Annotated in this window: 16 protein-coding genes and 1 pseudogene; 7 read left to right on the top strand and 10 right to left on the bottom strand. The window is 59.8% G+C overall.

The window, feature by feature from the left end:
- Nucleotides 1–58 precede the first annotated feature (58 nt).
- The 4 genes and pseudogenes from ACKFRY_RS03815 to ACKFRY_RS03800 all read right to left on the bottom strand — a co-directional run bounded on the left by ACKFRY_RS03815 (nucleotide 59) and on the right by ACKFRY_RS03800 (nucleotide 6705).
- Nucleotides 59–916: a sulfurtransferase gene (locus ACKFRY_RS03815; protein WP_408923237.1), complete on the bottom strand. Its 858-nt coding sequence runs from the start codon at nucleotides 914–916 to the stop codon at nucleotides 59–61.
- Between the two features lie 56 nt (nucleotides 917–972).
- The gene (gene clpB, locus ACKFRY_RS03810; RefSeq protein ID WP_005329335.1) at nucleotides 973–3528 is read right to left on the bottom strand and encodes an ATP-dependent chaperone ClpB; all 2556 of its coding nucleotides are present in this window, start codon (nucleotides 3526–3528) and stop codon (nucleotides 973–975) included.
- 132 nt (nucleotides 3529–3660) lie between these two features.
- Entirely contained in the window at nucleotides 3661–5073 is a 1413-nt protein-coding gene (locus ACKFRY_RS03805; RefSeq protein ID WP_408923236.1) for a TetR/AcrR family transcriptional regulator, read from the bottom strand.
- Between the two features lie 257 nt (nucleotides 5074–5330).
- Nucleotides 5331–6705: pseudogene (locus ACKFRY_RS03800) on the bottom strand (sodium/glutamate symporter).
- Between the two features lie 179 nt (nucleotides 6706–6884).
- On the opposite strand from ACKFRY_RS03800, the gene ACKFRY_RS03795 reads away from it, so the two are divergent.
- Nucleotides 6885–8057, top strand: coding sequence for a 2-polyprenylphenol hydroxylase (locus ACKFRY_RS03795; RefSeq protein WP_408923235.1), 1173 nt, complete (start codon nucleotides 6885–6887; stop codon nucleotides 8055–8057).
- Here ACKFRY_RS03795 and ACKFRY_RS03790 read toward each other — a convergent pair.
- The gene (locus tag ACKFRY_RS03790; RefSeq protein ID WP_408923234.1) at nucleotides 8054–8869 is read right to left on the bottom strand and encodes a carbon-nitrogen hydrolase family protein; all 816 of its coding nucleotides are present in this window, start codon (nucleotides 8867–8869) and stop codon (nucleotides 8054–8056) included. The two genes, ACKFRY_RS03795 and ACKFRY_RS03790, sit on opposite strands and share 4 nt — an antisense overlap.
- Nucleotides 8870–8960: 91 nt before the next feature.
- Here ACKFRY_RS03790 and ACKFRY_RS03785 point away from each other — a divergent pair, with 91 nt between their 5' ends.
- Together ACKFRY_RS03785 and ACKFRY_RS03780 are read left to right on the top strand one after the other, a co-directional pair.
- Nucleotides 8961–9224 (top strand): hypothetical protein, encoded by a 264-nt coding sequence (locus ACKFRY_RS03785; protein ID WP_005325530.1) that lies wholly within the window; start codon nucleotides 8961–8963, stop codon nucleotides 9222–9224.
- Nucleotides 9221–10387, top strand: a complete 1167-nt coding sequence (locus ACKFRY_RS03780; protein WP_408923233.1) for an alpha/beta hydrolase — start codon at nucleotides 9221–9223, stop codon at nucleotides 10385–10387. Before ACKFRY_RS03785 ends, ACKFRY_RS03780 begins: the two co-directional genes overlap by 4 nt.
- A 17-nt stretch (nucleotides 10388–10404) precedes the next feature.
- On the opposite strand, the gene ACKFRY_RS03775 is transcribed toward ACKFRY_RS03780, so the two are convergent.
- From ACKFRY_RS03775 to dnaK, 5 genes are all read right to left on the bottom strand, one after another.
- Entirely contained in the window at nucleotides 10405–11925 is a 1521-nt protein-coding gene (locus tag ACKFRY_RS03775; protein WP_408923232.1) for an aldehyde dehydrogenase family protein, read from the bottom strand.
- A 244-nt stretch (nucleotides 11926–12169) separates the two neighbouring features.
- A complete protein-coding gene (locus ACKFRY_RS03770) occupies nucleotides 12170–12619 on the bottom strand; it encodes a heat shock protein transcriptional repressor HspR (protein WP_049378992.1) in 450 nt (149 codons plus the stop codon).
- A gap of 20 nt (nucleotides 12620–12639) precedes the next feature.
- Entirely contained in the window at nucleotides 12640–13845 is a 1206-nt protein-coding gene (gene dnaJ / locus ACKFRY_RS03765) for a molecular chaperone DnaJ (protein WP_200435576.1), read from the bottom strand.
- Nucleotides 13846–13942: 97 nt separating this feature from the next.
- Nucleotides 13943–14650: a nucleotide exchange factor GrpE gene (gene grpE / locus ACKFRY_RS03760; protein WP_408921817.1), complete on the bottom strand. Its 708-nt coding sequence runs from the start codon at nucleotides 14648–14650 to the stop codon at nucleotides 13943–13945.
- Complete coding sequence (dnaK, locus tag ACKFRY_RS03755) at nucleotides 14650–16500, bottom strand: molecular chaperone DnaK (RefSeq protein ID WP_005325523.1); 1851 nt, start codon at nucleotides 16498–16500, stop codon at nucleotides 14650–14652. The genes grpE and dnaK overlap by 1 nt, the downstream gene beginning before the upstream one ends.
- Nucleotides 16501–16953: 453 nt before the next feature.
- On the opposite strand from dnaK, the gene ACKFRY_RS03750 reads away from it, so the two are divergent.
- From ACKFRY_RS03750 to ACKFRY_RS03735, 4 genes are all read left to right on the top strand, one after another.
- Nucleotides 16954–17130, top strand: coding sequence for a hypothetical protein (locus ACKFRY_RS03750; protein WP_179387052.1), 177 nt, complete (start codon nucleotides 16954–16956; stop codon nucleotides 17128–17130).
- Between the two features lie 693 nt (nucleotides 17131–17823).
- Complete coding sequence (locus ACKFRY_RS03745; protein WP_250409155.1) at nucleotides 17824–18504, top strand: sensor histidine kinase; 681 nt, start codon at nucleotides 17824–17826, stop codon at nucleotides 18502–18504.
- 91 nt (nucleotides 18505–18595) lie between these two features.
- Nucleotides 18596–18751: a hypothetical protein gene (locus ACKFRY_RS03740; protein WP_250409154.1), complete on the top strand. Its 156-nt coding sequence runs from the start codon at nucleotides 18596–18598 to the stop codon at nucleotides 18749–18751.
- Entirely contained in the window at nucleotides 18736–19422 is a 687-nt protein-coding gene (locus tag ACKFRY_RS03735) for a response regulator (RefSeq protein WP_408923231.1), read from the top strand. The genes ACKFRY_RS03740 and ACKFRY_RS03735 overlap by 16 nt, the downstream gene beginning before the upstream one ends.
- Nucleotides 19423–19679 lie beyond the last annotated feature (257 nt).

The raw sequence follows: 19679 nt of genomic DNA, 5'->3' as shown, positions 1-19679 counted from the left end.
CGCTCGGCGCGCGGACGCGGAAGGCTGAGGGCGAAGGCGAGGGGGCGGGCTGGGGCGGTTAGCCGTTGACGGTGAAGCGGTCGCCGCGCTCCACCGGGTTTTGGGGGTTGGCGGACCACTGGGACCAGCCGCCGACATAGTGGCGCAGGCCGGTGAAGCCGGCGTCTTCCATGGCGGCAAGGGCGAGGGCGGAGTGGTTGCCGGAACCGGAGTAGATGATGGCGCCTTGGACGTTGTCGGGGGTGAGGCCGGCGTCGAAAAGCACTTCGCGGATCTCGCCCGCGGACTTCCAAGTGCGCAGGCCATCGTTGTGGAACAGGCGCTCCGGCACGTTGACGGCGCCGGGGATGTGGCCGGCCTTGAGGTCGAGGTGCTCACGGCGGCCGGCGAAGCGGTTGCGGGTGCGGGTATCGATGAGCAGGCCATCATGATTGCGCACGTCATCGATGGTGGCCACGGGCATCTGGCCGGGGTTGACCTCGGCGGTGGCACCGACTGCGAAGTTGCCAGGGCCGGTCAGCGTGGTATAGCCCAGGTGGCGCCAAGTGGCCAGGCCGCCGTCGAGGATGCGGACGTTGTCCAAACCAGCCCAGCGCAAGGTCCACCACGCGCGGCCAGCGAAAAGGCCACGGCCCTCGTCGTAGACCACGACGGGACGGTCCTCGCGGATTCCCCACTGGCGGAAGTGCTCCTGCAGCTTATCCGGATCCGGCAGCGGGTTGCGGCCTACTTGGGAGCCGGGCAGGCCGGCGAAGGAATTGGCGGTATCGCTAAACAGTGCCGTCGGGATGTGCAGGGAGGTGAATTCGTTGTAGCTCTGGCGCAGCTGGGGCTGCCAGTGGGTGGCCAAGAGGGTGAAACGCTCGCCGTGATAAATAGATTCGCGGAGTTCTTGCGGGGAGACCAAAATGCTCATGCCCCCGAGTCTAGGGGCATGAGCAGGATTTGGCGCGGCGGGCGCTGCGCGGCCAACTAGCGGGCGGCGATGTCTAGCTCGGCGCCGCCATCGGCGACGTCCACATGGACGGTGTCGCCGTCGACAATATCGCCGGCCAGCAGCTTCTTGGCGAGCTTGTCACCAATGGCCTGCTGGATGGTGCGGCGCAACGGGCGGGCGCCGTAGGCCGGGTCGTAGCCGCGCTCGGCCAGCCAGGACTTGGCGGAATCCGAAACCTGCAGGGTCAGGCGGCGGGCGTCGAGGCGCTCGGACAGGCCGCGCAGTTGGATGTCGACGATTCCGCGCAGGAGATCCTCCGAAAGGGGCTCGAACATAACCACATCATCGAGGCGGTTGATGAATTCGGGCTTGAAGGCCTTCTTCACCGCGTCCATGGTCTCCTCGCGGGTGCCGCCGGCGCCCAGGTTGGAGGTCAGGATGATGACGGTATTGCGGAAGTCGACGGTGCGTCCTTGGCCGTCGGTAAGCCGGCCTTCATCCAGGACCTGCAGGAGGACGTCGAAGACGTCGGGGTGGGCCTTTTCTACCTCGTCGAAAAGCACGAGCGTGTAAGGGCGGCGGCGCACGGCCTCGGTGAGCTGGCCGCCGGCCTCGTGGCCGACGTATCCCGGAGGGGCACCGACGAGGCGGGAAACGGAGTGCTTCTCGCCGTACTCGGACATATCGATGCGCACCATGGCGGATTCATCGTCGAAGAGGAAGTCCGCCAAGGCCTTCGCGAGCTCGGTCTTGCCCACACCGGTGGGGCCGAGGAAGAGGAAGGAACCGGTCGGGCGGTTGGGGTCGGCCACGCCCGCGCGGGAGCGGCGAACGGCGTCCGAAACCGCGGTGACGGCTTCCTTCTGGCCGACCACGCGGTTGCCCAGCACGGATTCCATGTTGAGCAGCTTCTCGGTCTCGCCCTGCAACATCTTGCCGGCCGGGATGCCGGTCCAGGCGGAAACGACCTCCGCGATGGTGTCCGGGCTTACCTCCTCATCGAGCATCGTATTGCGCTGCTCGGCGGCCTTGACCTCCGCGGCCGCGAGATCCTTTTCCAGCGGTGGAATCTTGCCGTAGTTGATCTCAGAGGCCAGTGCGAGGTCGCCGTCACGCTCGGCAATTTCGGCTTGGCGGCGCAGGTCATCGAGTTCTTCCTTGATGTTTTGGACATCGTCGATGGCCTTCTTCTCGTTGGCCCAGCGGGCCTTGAGCTCGCCAAGCTTCTCGCGCTGGTCCGCGAGCTCGCCTTGCAGGGTGGCCAGGCGATCCTGGGAGGCCGCGTCAGATTCCTTCTTCAACGCCAGCTCTTCGATCTCCATGCGGCGAACGATGCGCTCGAGTTCGTCGATCTCCTGCGGCGAGGAGTCGATCTCCATGCGCAGGCGGGAGCCTGCTTCATCGACGAGGTCGATGGCCTTATCCGGCAGGAAGCGGTTGGTGATGTAGCGGTTGGATAGCTCGGCGGCCGAGACCAGCGCGGAGTCCATGATGCGCACGCCGTGGTGCACCTCGTAGCGCTCCTTCAGACCACGCAGGATGCCGATGGTGTCTTCCACGGAAGGCTCGGCAGCGTAGACCTGCTGGAAGCGGCGCTCGAGGGCGGCGTCCTTTTCGATGTACTTGCGGTACTCGTCCAAGGTGGTAGCGCCAACCAAGCGCAGCTCGCCGCGGGCCAGCATGGGCTTAATCATGTTGCCGGCGTCCATGGAGCCGTCGCCAGTTGCGCCGGCGCCGACGATGGTGTGCAGCTCATCGATGAAGGTGATGATCTCGCCCTCGGAGGACTTAATCTCATCGAGCACGGCCTTGAGGCGTTCCTCGAATTCGCCGCGGTACTTCGCGCCGGCGACCATGGAGCCCAAATCCAGGCTGATGAGGGTCTTTCCCTTGAGGGACTCGGGGACGTCGCCAGCCACGATGCGGCGGGCCAGGCCCTCCACGATGGCGGTTTTGCCCACGCCGGGTTCGCCAATGAGCACTGGGTTATTCTTCGTGCGGCGGCTAAGCACCTGGACCACGCGGCGGATTTCTTGATCACGGCCGATGACCGGGTCGATCTTGCCCTCGCGGGCGCGCGCGGTGAGGTCCGTGGCGTACTTTTCTAGGGCCTGGAACTGGTCCTCTGGGTTCTCGGAGGTCACCTTGGCAGCGCCGCGCACGGAGGGGAAGGCACCCTTGATGGCGTCATAAGTAGCACCACGGCCGGTAAGTAGCTCGGCGGCGTCGGTCTTAGAGCCGGCAATCGCGGCGAGGAGGACCTCGGTGGAGACGAATTCATCGCCCAGCTCTCCGGCCAGCTCCTGCGACTTGGTCAGGACGTTAAGGCCATCGCGGTTAAATTGCGGGTTGGCCATATTGGCACCCTCGGCCTTGGGATAAGAATCAACGAGCTCGCGGGCTTCCTTGAGCACGGTATCCGGGTCTACGCCGGTGGCCTTAAGAACTGGGGCGGCAATGCCACCTTCTTGGCTAAGAATGGCCGCCAGCAGATGGGCCGGGCGGATATCCGGGTTGCCATTAGAGGAGGCGGTTTGCAGGGCGTCCTGCAAGGCCTCTTGAGTTTTAGTGGTGGGGTTAAATGAGTTCATGTGTGCGTTGCTCCTTCTAAGATTTATTCACCCACTGTAGGGCTTCACTTAGCACAACGCACCCAGAGTTGAGCCTATTCCACTCAACCTAAACATTTTTGAGCGTAGGCCGCTCAACTTTGCGCAGGGTTCTTAAACCTGCTTGTACTCTTCGTTTTCGTGACCCAGGATCTGCAAGCTATGGGCAATGGCGAAGAAGGACACGGTCACTACCTGGACAAAAAGCGCCCACTTGAGATCTTCATTGAAGCTCTTGAAATCGCCAATGCTGCACAGGTGTGCAATGCCGTTGGCACCGGCCCACACGGCCAGCGTGCTGATATAGACCAGCTGGTCGGTGGGGGTAATGCCCATTTCGATGACGAACTTGCGCAACAGGTCCATCATGATGGCGAAGTTTTTAGTCATGCCCTCGTGCGAGCTGCCATCACCATTGTGCGGAACGATGGAACCGCTGGCCAGCGCGATAATGGAGCTGAAACGCTCTGGGTACATCATCGCGTAATTAAAATAGGCAGCCGCAACAATCTGCAGTTGGTCTACAGTGGGGGTGTCCTCCGGAAGCGCGGCGAGACAATCCTCGAAGACCTGAGCCATCTCCATGGTCGTAAGGGTTTCGGCCGCCTCGCGCAACGCGAAGTCATTGTCCACGATGGTGGCCAGGAAATCCTTGGAAGTTCCGAGCCTGTCGGCCACGTGATCAAAGAAGCGGCGGTCAACACCGCGGCGGCCGGCGACGCGCAAGGAAGCCTCGATGACGACCCGCTTGGCCTCCTCCGGATCCATCTGCTCGAGGTTTTCCGGAGCTACGAAAGGCTTTTCGCGCTCGCTGCCCATGACCCCTTCTACGATGGCACGGGCATCGTTCATGATGGGGCGACGCTGTGGGATCTGCTTATTCTTAAACCAATATTGCAGGGCATCGACTACGAGCCGATCGACCTGCTTGAGGTTGGCCGCGCGAATAACGGCATGTTGCAGGCGCAGGATACCTACCACGCTCAAGTGGCCCATGCCATGGATGACCGACCAACACGCCAAGGTAATGCGGCCGATTTGCAGGGGAGAGATGTCTCCGTCGTGGGCCACGACGGCACCTTGCTCTTCGGCAAAGCGCTTGACGACGTCCAGCGCCATGTCCGCACCCGGAGTCCCCGACTTTTCCCCCTTGGCGAATTGGCAAACGTGCTCCTCATCGAGGGCATCGTATTGCTCAAAAAGGTAGTGATAGATGGCGGGCTCGTCTTGTGCGTAGGCAAAATAAGCCTCTGCCAGCTGCATGAGAACATCGCCGCCGGAATTATCCTCCGGCAGGTGGCGCGCCGCTTCCACCATGTATTCAGACATGCGACGATCCAAGAAGGCGGGGATTTCCGCGAGCATGTCAGCACCGGTGGCGAATTCCTCAGCCACCGCCTGTGGCGAGAGACCAGCCTGGTCCGCCACAGATTCCACAGTAACGGCCTGCTCGCCTGCGCAGCCCGCTACATAAACAGCGGCTTCCAGGATGATCACCCGCCTGGAAGCCCCATCCAACTGGTACATCTAGTTCCTCATCAAGACAAAGATTGACACCCGCCGATTCTAACAAAATTTAAGGTACAGGGATAGTCACAATCGAATGTTCTTTTCGAGAAAACCATTTTTCACCGATGTTAACGGTGGTAGTGCGGCCGATAGGCAAAGGTCACGGCCGCTTACATTTCCATCACGCCCCACCGGCGAATTATTTTCTTAACTTTAGTGCGGCCAATCTCATAGTTTTTTAAGGTTGACGGAGAGGGGGGCGTCGGCAAGCGCGGCTATGCCTGCTTCTGCCCTACATGGCCGATGCCCTCTTGGAAGATAGTGCCGCGCGGCGGCATAAGGCGCATGGATTTGAAGGCAATGTAGACGCCGATGGAAATGGCCAGGGAAATGGCACCAAAGAGGCCGGTGAATCCGTACATGACGGCCATGGGCGCGATGATGGTCCACGAGATTTCGAAGGGACCGAAACCGATGTAGGCCATGCCGTATTCGGACAGCGTGCCGGACTTGAGCTTCAGGATCCACAATCTTGAGGATGGCGATGCCGGTTGCCACGGTGGCGGTGGCCCAGCCCCAGCCAAAGATGCCGCGCTCAATCCAGCGCTCACCAAAGAACTCGGCTGGGAACCACAGCAAGAAGAACACACAGAAGATGGTGCCCAGGACGAAGAGCAGGAGAAGTGCCTGCCAATAAGAGGCAATAGCGGCCGGAACGATGGCGGCCACGCCGAAGGCAATGAGGTAGTCCGTGGCTGCTCCGGAGATGGAGGAAATGGAGTCCTTATCCAGGTAGTCCTCGGCGCCAACGAAGTTCATAAGCGCGCGGAAGATTAGGCCCACCACCATGGACATGGCAAAGAGCGGCACGGAGACATTCTCCCAGATGCTGCTCAAACCCTGGTTGATGCCGTAGGCAGTCATTACGGTCAGGATGATGAAGCCGAAGTGCAGTGCGAGCGGCTCGATGGACGAGGGATTGGTGGTAGCGCGGCCGAGCGACGGACGATCATCAATGTTTTTGATGTAGCCGCGGCGCAGCTCTTCCGGCAGTTCCTTGGGCACGTGGGAAACCTTGCCCTTGCGGATGCCCCAGTTGCCGGCGATAACGCCGCCAATGATTGCGGCCAGCGTGCCGACGGTCGCCGAGGTAAAGCCCAGCGAGGAGGCGGCATCGGCGCCCACGCCCTCGAGCGCACCACCCACGGCCGCGGCGGTACCGAAGCCGCCGGTAAAGCCAACGGGCAGCATCATGCCGAACCAATTTGGGGTATCAAATAGCGGCGCAAAGAGAAAAAGACCCAGCACGATAAATAGGCCCCACTGGCCGGTGAACATCATGGTGGAATAGCCCCACATATTGCGCGCGCCCTTGCCCATGTTGCCGCCCACTTCCATGGAGTAGGCCATAGACGCAAAGACCACCGCGATGAGGATGGAGGTGTAGTCACCCAAATTATCGGAGAAGTTGATCCAGCCCAGCACGTTTGGACCTACCAGTAGGCCGATAAGGCCGGCGGTGATCGGGGCAGGTAGCAGCAGGTCCTGGAAGATGAACTTCACCTGGTGGCGCAGGACGTTGCCGATGACCATGAGCAAAGAAATCCAGCCCACATCCAGCATGAGCGTATAAGCGGAAAAATCTTCCATGGGGACCCTTTCTAGCTGTGCAATTATGGCGGCTTGCCCCCGTTAGAGGGCAAGCGGATAGGAAATACAATACCTTCCACCAAGTGAGCCACAACATAGGCTCCCGTTTTCACCCCCACTACAGCTTTCAGTAGGTAGCTCGACCCCCGGTTGGGCGCTGACTATTAGGATGATGTGACATGTGGGAATTGGGCGAGCATTTTCGAAATTACGCAGACGAGTACCGCGATGCGGTGCACGAGCATTTCTTTAACGCGGTGCCTGAATCCCGGCAGATTTTTGCCCTGTCGATGCGCGATACCCATACCTCGATGGTGCCTGCGCTGGCGTGGGTGATTGAACATACGGAGCCTGGGGAGCCCTTGCTTGCCGACGTCTCCGCAAAACTCACCCAGCTCGCCCGCGATCACCGCCGGCATGGGTTTCCGGCCGAAATCTATTCCCGCTTCGACGATGCCCTCGTAGCGGGCCTGCGGGTTTTGGCGCTGACGCAGTATCAATACAACTTTGCCTGCGACGTCATCCACCAAGTATGCGCCACGATGGCCGACGCCGCACGGGAGTCCGACGCCGCCGGCGAGGCACCGGCGCACTCGGCGCAGGTGGTGGCGGTGGATCACCCCACCCGCGAGACGTCCATCATCCGCGTGGAGGCTGGCCTGGCTGTGCCCTATCAACCGGGGCAGCACTTTCCGGTGACCACGCAGTACTTGCCGGGACAATGGCGGATGCTCACCCCTGCGCAGCCGAGCGACGGAACCGGCCAGGTGGTCTTTCATGTCTCCACCGCGGGCGAGGCTTCCCGATCCCTCGCGCACGCGCAGCCAGGAGACTGGTGGACCCTGGGCCAGCCCGCCGGCGGCATTAGCCTGCAGAACGCGGGCGCAAGAGAACTGGTCATCATTGCCTATGGCACCGGCTGGGCCACGGCCCGCTGCGCGGCGCTCGCCACGCTGGACGATGAAGACCGCGGCCGAGTACCACGCCTCTTTGCCGTGGCGGGCAGCCCCGGCGCCCACTATGACACCTACTTCCAGCAGAACCTGGCAGCGCTCGGCGTGCCGGTGCGCCGCATCGTGCGGGAAGAACAAGACCCGTGGCTGCTCAATGCCCGCGAATTGGCACCCGACGCCGACTATGTAGTCTCCGGGGAACCGACCGATGTAGTAGTCAACGAGGTGGAGTTATCCACAGGCACTCCCCCGCGCTTCTTACTCGTCGGACCGGCCGACGAGGTTGTGGAAGGTGCGGAAAGGTTGGTTCAAAGGGGCGTCGGCAAGCAGCAGATCGACGTCCTTAGCTGGGGCCGCGACGGGCGCTGGCAGCCGGAAGACTACGCGGCTCTGGCCTAGTCCACAGTGGCCACAACCGGCAGGGCGCGGCGGGTTTTCGCTACCTCATTCGGATCGATGTCGGCATAGAGGATGTCATCCTCGTAGCCGGCCTCGGCCATGCGCACGCCATTCGGGTCAACGATGGTGGAATGGCCAATGCCCGTTGGTCCGGAAGGATTGCCCGCCTCAGCGTCACCGCCTGGGCGCGATTGGCCGGCCGCGAGGATATAGCTGGTGGAGTCCAAGGCACGCGCGGCCGTGAGCAGGCGCCACTGCTCCAGCTTTCCGGGGCCGTCCGCCCAGCTCGTGGGCACCACAATGAGCTGCGCGCCCTGGCTGGCCAGCTCCTTAAACTGCTCCGGGAAACGAATGTCATAGCAGGTGGCCACACCCACAATAAGGTCATCCACGTCGAAGGCCACCAGCGATTCGCCGGCCAAGACCGTATCCGATTCGCGGTAGTCAAAGGCATCATAGGTGTGGATCTTGTCGTAGCCACCCAGCACGCCAGGGCCTGCAATGAGCGCCGTATTGGTCACGCGATTAATGGTCTTGCCCTCGCGCTCCACGGTATCGGCCGGGCAGAACATGCCGGCGACGACGGTGACCTCGAGCTCCTCTGCGAGCGCTTGGATCGCCGTGGCGAACGGGCCTTCGAGCGTCTGCGCCTGCTCATCAAGGCGCCCGGAGCGGAAATTCTGCGCCGTGGCCTCCGGCAGCACGATTAGCCGCGCTCCGTTTCCGGCCGCCTCACGGATCTTGGCAAGGGCCAGTTCCTGGTTTTCGGTGATATTACCGGTGGACGTTAACTGCACTGCTGCTACCTTCATGCCTCCCAAAATAATGAAGCAGGGCGGAGTTATCCACAGGCTGCGCCTTTACCCCTAGCGCGGCGTTGTGTAGTCCTTCAGGCTTAGGGGCATGAGTTATGTAGAAATTCCCACGCACCTGCCCGATTACGTCCGCTCCCTCATGGCGCGTCCTCCGCTGCCACCGCCGACGGCCGCGCTCGATACCGCCTGCCGCACCGCGGCCGCACTAGAGCGAGCCCGTGCCACTTGGTCCAGCGCCGTGGCCGCAACGGAAGACGCCACGGCCGAGCAACTGCGCTCCATTGCGGCCTTCCTAGGAACTGCCGCCGGAGTGGATTCCCGCCTGGGCCAGGCATTGGGAGATGCACGATGACCCTATCCGTGACCTTAAGAAATGGCGCCAGTACGTTGCACAGCGAACGCGCTGAACTGCGCTTTCGATTTTTAGATGCACACCAGGATTGGCGTAGCCTATCACTGGGAGGCCCCGCTGGTGACGCCGCCCGCACCAGTTTGGCAGGCTACACCGACTGGCTCGCACAACCCCTGCACCAGATGGAGGAGGTTGCCACCACCCTTGAACTCCACGCCAGCCTGCAGGCCCGCCGCGAGGAACTCGAGGACCGCATCATCGCTTTTCTAGGACAAGTAGATGAGCGGAGCGGGGTAGCTGCCAGCACGGCTGGACTCTTGTTGAATCAGGTGCGCGCGCTGGGCGATTCCCTCGACTGGCTCTGCTCTCAAGAAATCGATGCCCTATGTACGCCTGCCGGGGTGGCCCCACCGGCTCGCTTGGAAGACTTCTCCGATCTTCCAGTAGATTCCGTCCACGAGATTAATCTTGCCCACGCCAGTGAGCACGTATCTCAGCTAGCCGCGCAGAACCCAGATATGCGGGTGCTAGAAACTAGTGAAGGACGGCTCGTAGCCATGGTGGACCCCGGCGGCTTTCGGACTACGCCGGCATCGCTTACCACCTTTGTGGAAGGAGTTCACTCCTCCGATCCAGAAACCTGGCAGCGCGCGGTAGACCGCGGTCGCAATCTAGCTAAGGCCAGCGGCGGACCGGCGGTGGTGTGGTTGGGCTACCAGGCGCCATCCTCCCTGCCCCGTGCGGTTCACGCCACTCCCGCGAAAACTGCCAGCCAAGAACTCGCCCGGTTTCAACGCTCGCTCGGTGCACGGTACCCGCAGGCCAAGCGCACCGTCGTGGGATATTCCTATGGTTCTGTCGTCACCGGGCATGCCGCACAGCAGGAAAGAATTGCTGAGGACGTAGTGCTCGTCGGCAGCCCTGGCACCGGCGCTGACCATGCCTCAGAACTGCATGGCCGCATCTGGGCCGCGACCAACGCCAACGACCCCATCGCTATTGCGACGGGGCCTCACGCCGGCATCCATGGCCCCGATCCCACCGTTGATACTTTTGGCGCCACTCCCCTTCCCGGTGCGGATGGCCTCCCTGGCGATCATGGCTCCTATTGGGAGGACCCACGGTTCTTGCGTGGCCTAGGCCACGTGGCACGCGCGAACTAATCCGAGGGGTAAGGCCTTTAGAACAGGCCGGCCGGCTGGTCCGAATAGGAAACCAACATATTCTTAGTCTCCTGATAGTGGCCTAGCATCATCAAGTGATTCTCACGGCCAAGGCCAGATTCCTTGTAGCCGCCAAAGGCGCTATGCGCTGGGTAGTCGTGGTAGTGATTGACCCACACGCGGCCGGCCTGGATATCGCGGCCTGCGCGGTAGCAGATGTTTTGGCTGCGCGACCATACGCCGGCACCAAGGCCGAAGTTGGTGGCGTTAGCGATTTCGATCGCCTCGTCATAGTCCTTGAACGTAGCTACGGAGAGCACCGGGCCAAAGATCTCTTCTTGGAAGATGCGCATGTCGTTATTTCCCCTAAACACGGTGGGCTCAATGTAGTAGCCCTTTTCTAGACCTTCCACCTTGTTCACGTGGCCGCCAACAAGAGTCTCCGCACCTTCTTGCGGACCAATCTCCAGGTACTGCTTGATCTTGTCCATCTGCTCCTGGGAGGCCTGCGCGCCCATCATGGTTTCCGTATCAAGCGGGTGTCCAATCTTAATCTTCTTGACGCGCTCAACGGCCAGTTCCAAGAACTTATCCGCAATGTCTTCGTGCACCAGCGCGCGCGATGGGCACGTGCAGACCTCGCCTTGGTTAAGGGCAAACATGACAAAGCCCTCCACGCACTTTTCCAAGTAGGAATCGTCTTCATCCATGATGTCTTTGAAGAAGATGGACGGGGATTTACCACCCAGCTCCAAGGTGACGGGGATGACCTTGTCAGCGGCAGCCTTGTTGATGATCTTGCCCACCGGGGTAGAGCCGGTGAAGGCGATTTTGGCAATGCGGTCAGAACCGGATAGTACCGCACCGGCTTCATCACCTAGGCCATTGACGATATTGAGCACGCCATCAGGAAGAAGATCACCGATGATATCGATGAGCAACAGGATGGATGCTGGGGTTTGCTCAGCCGGCTTCATGACAATGCAGTTTCCAGCAGCCAGCGCTGGCGCAATCTTCCAGGCGGCCATGAGCAACGGGAAATTCCACGGGATAATCTGGCCTACGACGCCGAGCGGCTCATGGTAGTGATAGGCCACGGTGTCCTGGTTGAGCTGGGACAGACGGCCCTCCTGGGCGCGGATGGCGCCAGCAAAGTAGCGGAAGTGATCCACGGCCAGCGGAATATCAGCGGCCAGAGTTTCACGTACGGCCTTGCCGTTCTCCCAAGTTTCCGCGACCGCAATCTTTTCCAGGTTTTCCTCGATGCGGTCCGCAATGCGGTGCAGGAGCAACGCACGCTCGGCCGGGGTGGTTTTACCGAAGGTTTCGAAGGCCTTTTCCGCGGCATCAATAGCCAAGTTGATATCGGCTTCTTTGCCGCGAGCTACCTGGCAAAATACCTCGCCGTTTACCGGACTGGTGTTGTCCATGTATTCACCATCGACGGGCGCCACCCATTGGCCGCCGATGTAGTTGTCATAGCGTTCGCGGTAGTCAACGATGGAGCCTTCGGTTCCGGGGGCTGCATACAGGGTCATGGTGCGTGTCCTTTCCTAGAGAAAATTACAGGTGAAGGTGTTGTACCACACTATTTCTTATGTATGTGTTGTGCGTCACCTGCTTGCTAGTCATCCTAACCCGAAACTTTGCAATGCGCACTGATTACGGTTGCCCCCTTTGCAAATATTCACATGCACCGCGAGCACGCGAGTAGAAGAAAACCCCGCAGCCAGCGGGGAAGCTGGCTGCGGGGTTGGGTTTAACTCGTCTGCAGAGCGAGAGTTAGTCTTGGCCGTATCCACGGCCGCGGGAGCGCTTGCGCTCACGCGCGGTGCGCGGGCTCCACATCACCACGGAGGTGGACCGTGGTACATGGACAAGCTCACCGCTGCGCTGCGGGCGGCGTCCAGCGGCCTGCTCGCGCAGGGCCCGGACCTCTTCAGCTAAAGCGTCGCGCTCGGCCTCGAGTCGATCGCGTTCCTCGGTCAACTCGATGATGGACTTGATGCCGGCAAGGTTGACGCCATCATCTTGGGACAGCGCCTGAATCTTGCGCAGCAGCTCGATGTCCCGGTCGGAGTAGCGGCGACCGCCACCACGGGTGCGGGCCGGGGAGACCAAACCCATGCGGTCATAGGTGCGCAGGGTTTGGGCATGCATTCCGGATAGTTCCGCAGCTACGGAGATGACGTAGACCGCGGTGCCGGAATCTTCTGCCTTTCCAGTGCTCATTTTTTAACACACCTCCTGCCTTAAGCATTCTCGGCGCCGGCCCAACCCGCACGCGGGTTGAAACCGGAGTCCTTTTCCGCTTGAGCATAGGTGCGCAGGGCGCTGGAGGCAGCGGCATCGAGCTTGGTGGGCACGGTCACCTGCACGGTAACCAGCAGATCACCGGAGTTGCCACCGCGCTTGGCGATGCCCCTTCCGCGCACCCTCAACGTGCGTCCATCCGGCGTTCCAGCGGGGATCTTCACGCGCACCGGGTTATCCAAAGTTGGAACCGCGATGGTATCGCCCAAGGCCAGCTCCGTGAAAGACACCGGAACGGTGACATGGAGGTCATCACCCTCGCGAGTGAAGACCTTGTCCGGCTTTACAGTCACCGCTACGAAGAGGTCACCGGCGGGAGTGCCGTTGGGGCCTGCTTCGCCCTGGCCAGCGAGGCGGACCTTTTGCCCATCGATGACGCCGGCAGGGATACGCACGGTGATGTTGCGGGTGCGGTGAACCGTGCCGGTACCGTGGCAATCCTTGCACGGATCCGTGATGCGGCGGCCGGTGCCATCGCAGTCCTTGCACGGGGCAGAGAAACCGAAAGCGCCGCGGTTTTCCGAGGTAAAACCGGTACCGCTGCAGGTGCCACAGGTAGAGGTCTTGCCGGAAGCGGAACCCGAGCCGTGGCACGTAGTGCACGGCGCGTTGCCGCTGAGTGCTAGGGGAATGGTGGTTCCCTTAGCGGCCTCGCGGAAGTCGAGGGTTATTTCCGTTTCGACGTCGGCCCCCCGCGACGGTTTAGCTGAGTGGCCAGCACTACCGCCGCGGTTGAAAACGCTACCGAAGATATCCCCAACACCGCCGCCTTGAGCCGATCCTCCAGCGGATCCTCCGAAGAGGTCCGAGAGGTCGAATTCTTGCGCACCTTGTCCACCCATGCGCGTGGATCGAAACCCGCCGGGAAATCCGGCGCCTCCCATCCGTCCAAAGCCGCCTCCATTGCGGAGCATGGCCTTGAACTGGTCGTATTCCTTGCGCTCGGCGGCGTCGGAAAGCACGTCGTAGGCTTCCGCAACCTTCTTGAACCGTTCCGCTGCCGCGGGGTCGTCCGGGTGGGTATCGGGGTGATTTTCGCGCGCTAGCTTGCGGTAAGCACGCTTAATCTCGTTCTGGTCTGCGGACGAGGAGACCCCCAGATCCGCATAGTAATCTTTGTCTGCCCATTCGGGTTTAGCGCTCACTGGGCATCTCCTCCTTTCAAAGAGAATCGATACAAGTTAAGTAAAAGGGCGCCGCGGGAAGGTCACTAGTCAATTCCCAGGGCGCCCTTTATGTTATTTACTCGGAATCTTCCGAGCTGCCGGACTCATCGCTGGGGTCCGCGATGATGACCATGGCATTGCGTACGAGCCTGTCGCCCACGCGGTAGCCCTTGCGCAGCACGGTGCCAAGCACCTGCTCATCGCCGGAGGACAAGTCCTGCACGGCTTCGTGGACCTCCGGGTCGAAGGCATCGCCTTCCTCACCAAAGGCGGCGAGGTCATGCTTTTCCAGCGTGCTGTGGAGCTTATCCGCAAACGCCTTGAGCGGGCCTTCCAAGTCGCCGTGTTCACGAGCCAGTTCCAGGTCATCAAGGACAGGCAGCATATCTGCGATGACCTTGGCCTTGGCGGTCTCGATTACGACCTGGCGGTCGCGCTCGGTGCGGCGGCGGTAGTTGGTGTATTCCGCATTCAGACGCTGCAGGTCTTCCGTGCGTTCTGCCAACTGTGCTTCCACATCGCTGGCGCCGGTGCCTGCGGGCTCCTCACCCGCTGCTTCGGCTTCTACCTCATCAGCGTTGACATCTGCCAGCGCTTCTTCAAGGTCAGCATCGAGGGTGGGATCCAGCTCGGCTTCTTCGGTGGCGTCAGCCTGCGCTTCCTGCGCAGCCTGGGCCTCCTCGGCCTGCTCGGCAGCAGCCTCAGCGCGGTCAGCCGAGGTAGCCTCCGGATCCGTGTTTTCCGGGTCGCCTGGGTTGTGCGGCATTCCGCTGTCCTGAGTCATTACTTGTTGCCATCCTTGTTCTCGTCCTCGTCAACGACCTCAGCGTCGACGACGTTCGGGTCACCCTGCGCAGCGCCTGCATCGGCAGCGCCCTCAGCGCCTGCCTCAGCAGCCTGTGCCTCGTAGATCTGCTTGCCCATCTCCTGGGATTCGGTGGACAGCTTCTCCACTGCGGACTTGATGGCCTCGAGGTCATCGCCCTTTAGAGCCTCATCAACGGCGTCAGCAGCCTCGGTGACCTTGGTCTTAACATCCTCGGATACCTTGTCAGCGTTGTCATCCAAGAACTTGCGGGTCTGGTAGGAGGTGGACTCTGCGTTATTGCGCAGCTCCTGCTCCTCGCGGCGCTTCTTATCCTCTTCGGCGTGCTGCTCAGCATCCTTGACCATGCGGTCGATTTCTTCCTGGGACAGGCCGGAACCATCCTGAATCTTGATGGTGTTTTCCTTGCCGGTACCCTTGTCCTTTGCAGTCACGTGGACGATGCCGTTGGCATCGATATCGAAGGTGACCTCAATCTGCGGAACACCGCGCGGTGCAGGAGCAATACCGCCGAGTTCGAAGGAGCCCAGCAACTTATTGGCGGTAGCCATCTCGCGCTCGCCCTGGAAGACCTGAATCTGTACGGAAGGCTGGTTATCTTCCGCGGTGGTGAAGGTCTCGGACTTCTTCGTCGGGATGGTGGTGTTGCGCTCGATGAGCTTGGTCATCACGCCACCCTTGGTCTCAATGCCGAGGGACAGCGGGGTGACGTCGAGAAGCAGCACGTCCTTAACCTCGCCGCGCAGCACGCCTGCCTGCAGGGCAGCGCCTACTGCAACAACCTCGTCCGGGTTGACACCCTTGTTGGCATCCTTGCCGGTCAGTTCCTTAACCAGGTCAGATACGGCCGGCATACGGGTGGAGCCACCAACGAGAACAACGTGGTCGATATCGCCGACGGAAAGGTCAGCGTCCTTGATGACCTGGTTGAACGGAGCCTTGGTACGGTCCAGCAGATCCTGGGTGATCTTCTGGAACTCGGTGCGGGTCAGGGTCTCATCCAAGAACAGCGGGTTCTTGTCGGAGTCGACGGTGATGTACGGCAGGTTAATGTTGGCCTGCTGGGAGGAGGACAGCTCAATCTTTGCCTTCTCTGCAGCCTCGCGCAGACGCTGTACGGCGCGCTTATCCTTGGTCAGGTCAACACCCTGGGAGGTCTTGAAGCGGTCTACCAGCCAGTCGACGATGCGCTGATCCCAGTCATCGCCACCCAGCTCGTTATCGCCGGCGGTGGCCATAACCTCGACGACACCATCGCCGATTTCCAGCAAGGAGACGTCGAAGGTGCCGCCACCCAGGTCGAATACCAGGATGGTCTGCTCCTGCTCGCCCTTTTCCAGGCCGTAAGCCAAAGCAGCTGCGGTTGGCTCGTTAACGATACGCAGCACGTTCAGGCCTGCAATCTGGCCAGCTTCCTTGGTGGCCTGGCGCTGTGCGTCCTCGAAGTATGCAGGAACGGTAATAACGGCGTCAGTAACATCCTCACCGAGGTAAGCCTCTGCGTCGCGCTTCAGCTTCATCAGCGTGCGAGCGGAAATCTCCTGGGAGGTGTAGTCCTTATCGTCAATGTTGATCTTCCAGTCGGTGCCGATGTGGCGCTTGACGGAGCGAATGGTGCGGTCAACATTGGTTACCGCCTGGTTCTTAGCGGACTGGCCGACCAAGATTTCGCCGTTCTTCGCAAAAGCAACGACGGAAGGCGTAGTGCGGGAGCCCTCAGAGTTAGCGATAACGGTGGACTCGCCACCCTCCAGTACGGAAACGACGGAGTTCGTCGTACCAAGGTCAATACCTACTGCGCGTCCCATGATTTCTTCTCCTTTTATCTTGAGGTAATTAATAAAGTTGACTGTCAGTGACTCAACTTCTCGTTGCGTCCGAGCGCTACTGTAACAGAACTTCTACGTCCGGTCACACAACCTTGAGTCCGTGTCACTCAATCTCTACAACAGGTAGCCTACAAAAGTTATTCCCCGCGACTCAACTTTTCTTCTAAACTTTCCTTTTGTGCAGCTCAGCGGCGCTCTTGTCGACGCCCACCCCCTACCCTCCACACGATCACCCCCTTCACCCAACACTGCCCCATACCCAAACGGAGATCCTTACATAACCTTAAGAGGATCCAAAAGTCACCTCAGAAAGGATCCAAAAGAGGATTGGCAGCCCGCCCCTGCTACCGCATACTAGGAATCACAGCAGTTAAGAGCTGCTACCCCAGAGAGAGATTGTAGTTTTACTCCGCCGATCCGAAAGGAATGTATATGTTCGATACCCTCGCAGACCTCAGCTCCGCCATCGACTTCGAGGCACTCATCAAGGGCATCAAGGGCCTCATCGAGGCTTCCTCCGAGTCCAACACCGACTCCGAGGGCCTGTCCTCCGTATTCGAGGGCCTGTCCTCCAAGGATGACGCAGAGGCTGCTGCAGAAGCTAAGTAATTAGCCTTCTGTACTCCTTCATGAAGACCAGCTAAACCCCCTCACCTTCTTCCTCCGCTCGGAACCCACCACAAGGAACCGCGCACGAAGGTGCGGGGGTTTCGCTGTTTTCAATCGCTGTTTCACGTTCGCTGTACCTACACTAGGGAGATAAAACCCATTGAGCCTTAGCATCCAGGAAGCGTGGACCGTACCGTGTCGAAACCTTCACAGCTGCCCCTTCACCAACGCATCCGCGCGGCCATGACCCTGCAGCGAACAGCAGCCATTACGGCCTTCTTCTGCGTTGTCCTTACCCTGCTAGGCGCATTCCTTACCCCCACAGAACATCAGTTGTCGGCAGCCATCCTTGGACTAGTTCTTACAGTGATAACTACTTCGGGTTATCGCTGGCCGTTGGGAATGGCAGGCGCGTTCGTTACCGCCTGGCTAATCGCTACATTTCTTACTAGGACCCCTTTTGTTTGTTCGGTGTTCCTAGCTCCGATTTTTCTAGCCGTAGTTGCTTACCACGGCAAACACAGCCGCACAATTGCGGTCGGCCTGCTCCTTTGGATATGTGGACTCATTGATCCTGAAACGCTTGAACTAAGTATCCACCCTGCTCCAGCTTTCACGTGGGGAATGCTAATTAGCGTCGGTGGCGTAATTGGAGCAACTTTCGCCCACTCTGCAAACCGATACAGGTCTGCCATGGTGGAGTGGAACGATGACGTGAAGCGCCGCCAATCCGACCTCGCAGAAACCTTGCACAATTCGGTTGTTTCTAACCTCACGGTAAATACTATGCAGCTAGAGGCCCTAAGCCTCGAGTACTCCAAACAGCCGGAGCTAGCGAAGAAACTCGATGAGCTCAGCGATTCCATGCGCTCTTCCATGTCCGAAGTACGGGCACTGACCAAGGTCCTGCGAAATAATATCGATGGACTTAACGACGGCATGAGTTTTGGCACAACCACGAAGCCGACCAGCTTCGCCCAGCTAATTTCCGAAGAAGAAGAGCGCCTTTCCCGGCTCAACCGATCACCCATTGTTGAGGTCGCAGGGGAAGAGTTTGCACCGGAATTCCCGCAAGCCATTCTCGATCCCATTGCAGCCATCACCACAGAAGCCTGCCTAAACGCGGTGAAGTATTCTCCACCAGGGGCGGAGATCGTAATTTCCGTCCGCCCCCACATGGGATGGACGGTTATCACCATCACCAATCCCGTCGCTAAACCAACAAGCAAGAACATTGAAATGTCCTCAGGTATTGGCATGTCCTCCATGAACCGGATTGCAGCCACAATTGACGCACGATTGGACACCGATTTGAATTCGGGGAAATGGGAATTGAACCTATTCCTGCCGCCCAGCGCGCATAAGCGGCGTTAGTTCCACCACGATGTATAGCAAAGGCTTGATTCATACACTAAGCTTTCGTTTGTTTCTGCCTATTCAATCTTTCACAAAAAGGAGCGCCTTAATGCAGGCCGCACTCGCAAGTCTTCTCGCCCCACTCATGTTGTCTTCTTCCATCTTCGGCGCCGGCCTTACCCCTGGTGAGCTGCCAAAGACCACGGAATACGCATCTCCCGTCGATATTGCATTTGGTTGCCCAGCCCCATGGTGCGTGAAGTAAAAACATCCCTCTTGGTCGTCGATGACGACCCACTTGTCCTTGAGGCCCTGGGGCGCTATTTCGCCTCGGCTGAGGACATGGAGGTGCGCGCCACCGCAGAAAATGGCAAGGTCGCCCTCGAGCTATTGCAAGAGCACGACTTTGATGTCATTGTCGCGGACATCCATATGCCCGAGATGGACGGCACGACCCTCTTGCGCGAGGTCAACAAGCTGGAAGACCCGCCGGTCTTTGTTGCGATGACCGCAATGGACAATGACGAGACCCTCAAAGAAGTCATGTCCAATAAGGCGGCGGCCTATATTTTGAAAAGCTCCAAGCCGGTCTACATTTTGGATACCGTGCGCGAGGCCGTACGCGGCGGCACGGTTGTCACCCCACAGTCGCTTACCCGTTTGTTTGAGCAGCTTCCCGATTGGAACGCTGAGGGAGCAGGCGCCAATGCGGCAGCCGCAAACGCAAAGATCAAGGACAATCACCACATCTCCCCTGCGCTAGAGCAGGTCTTGGACTTGGTCTGCCAGGGCAAGTCCAACGAAGAGATTGCCAAAAGCACGCACTATGCACCGGGCACGGTGAAGAAGTATGTGTCCACCCTGCTCAGTGAATTCCATGCCAAGTCCCGCCTCGAACTAGCAGTGAAGGCGCTTAAGGCCGGCTACGGTTCTTAGAACCCAATTGTTGGACAATTCGGGGGTAGATTACCCCCGGATGAGTCAATACCCCCTCTAAACCCCACATGCTGGGGTTTATTTTTTGTTTTTCTACCCCCGCTTACCATTTTTCAAAAGAGACTAGCATCACGTTTGTCGCTTTCCTATAATTGCGGCAACACAAAAGTTCATAGTATTTCCCAGGCAACATTTGGAACCTGAACCTGCAGGGTTGCCGCACGTCAGAGTGTTATGGCTCTCGCGTTTTCCTCTAG

This window comes from Corynebacterium tuberculostearicum (genome assembly GCF_046097255.1).
Taxonomy (GTDB): Bacteria; Actinomycetota; Actinomycetes; order Mycobacteriales; family Mycobacteriaceae; genus Corynebacterium; species Corynebacterium tuberculostearicum_J.
Note: the sequence above shows the minus strand (reverse complement) of the source record. Positions and strands in the feature narration are given on the sequence as shown.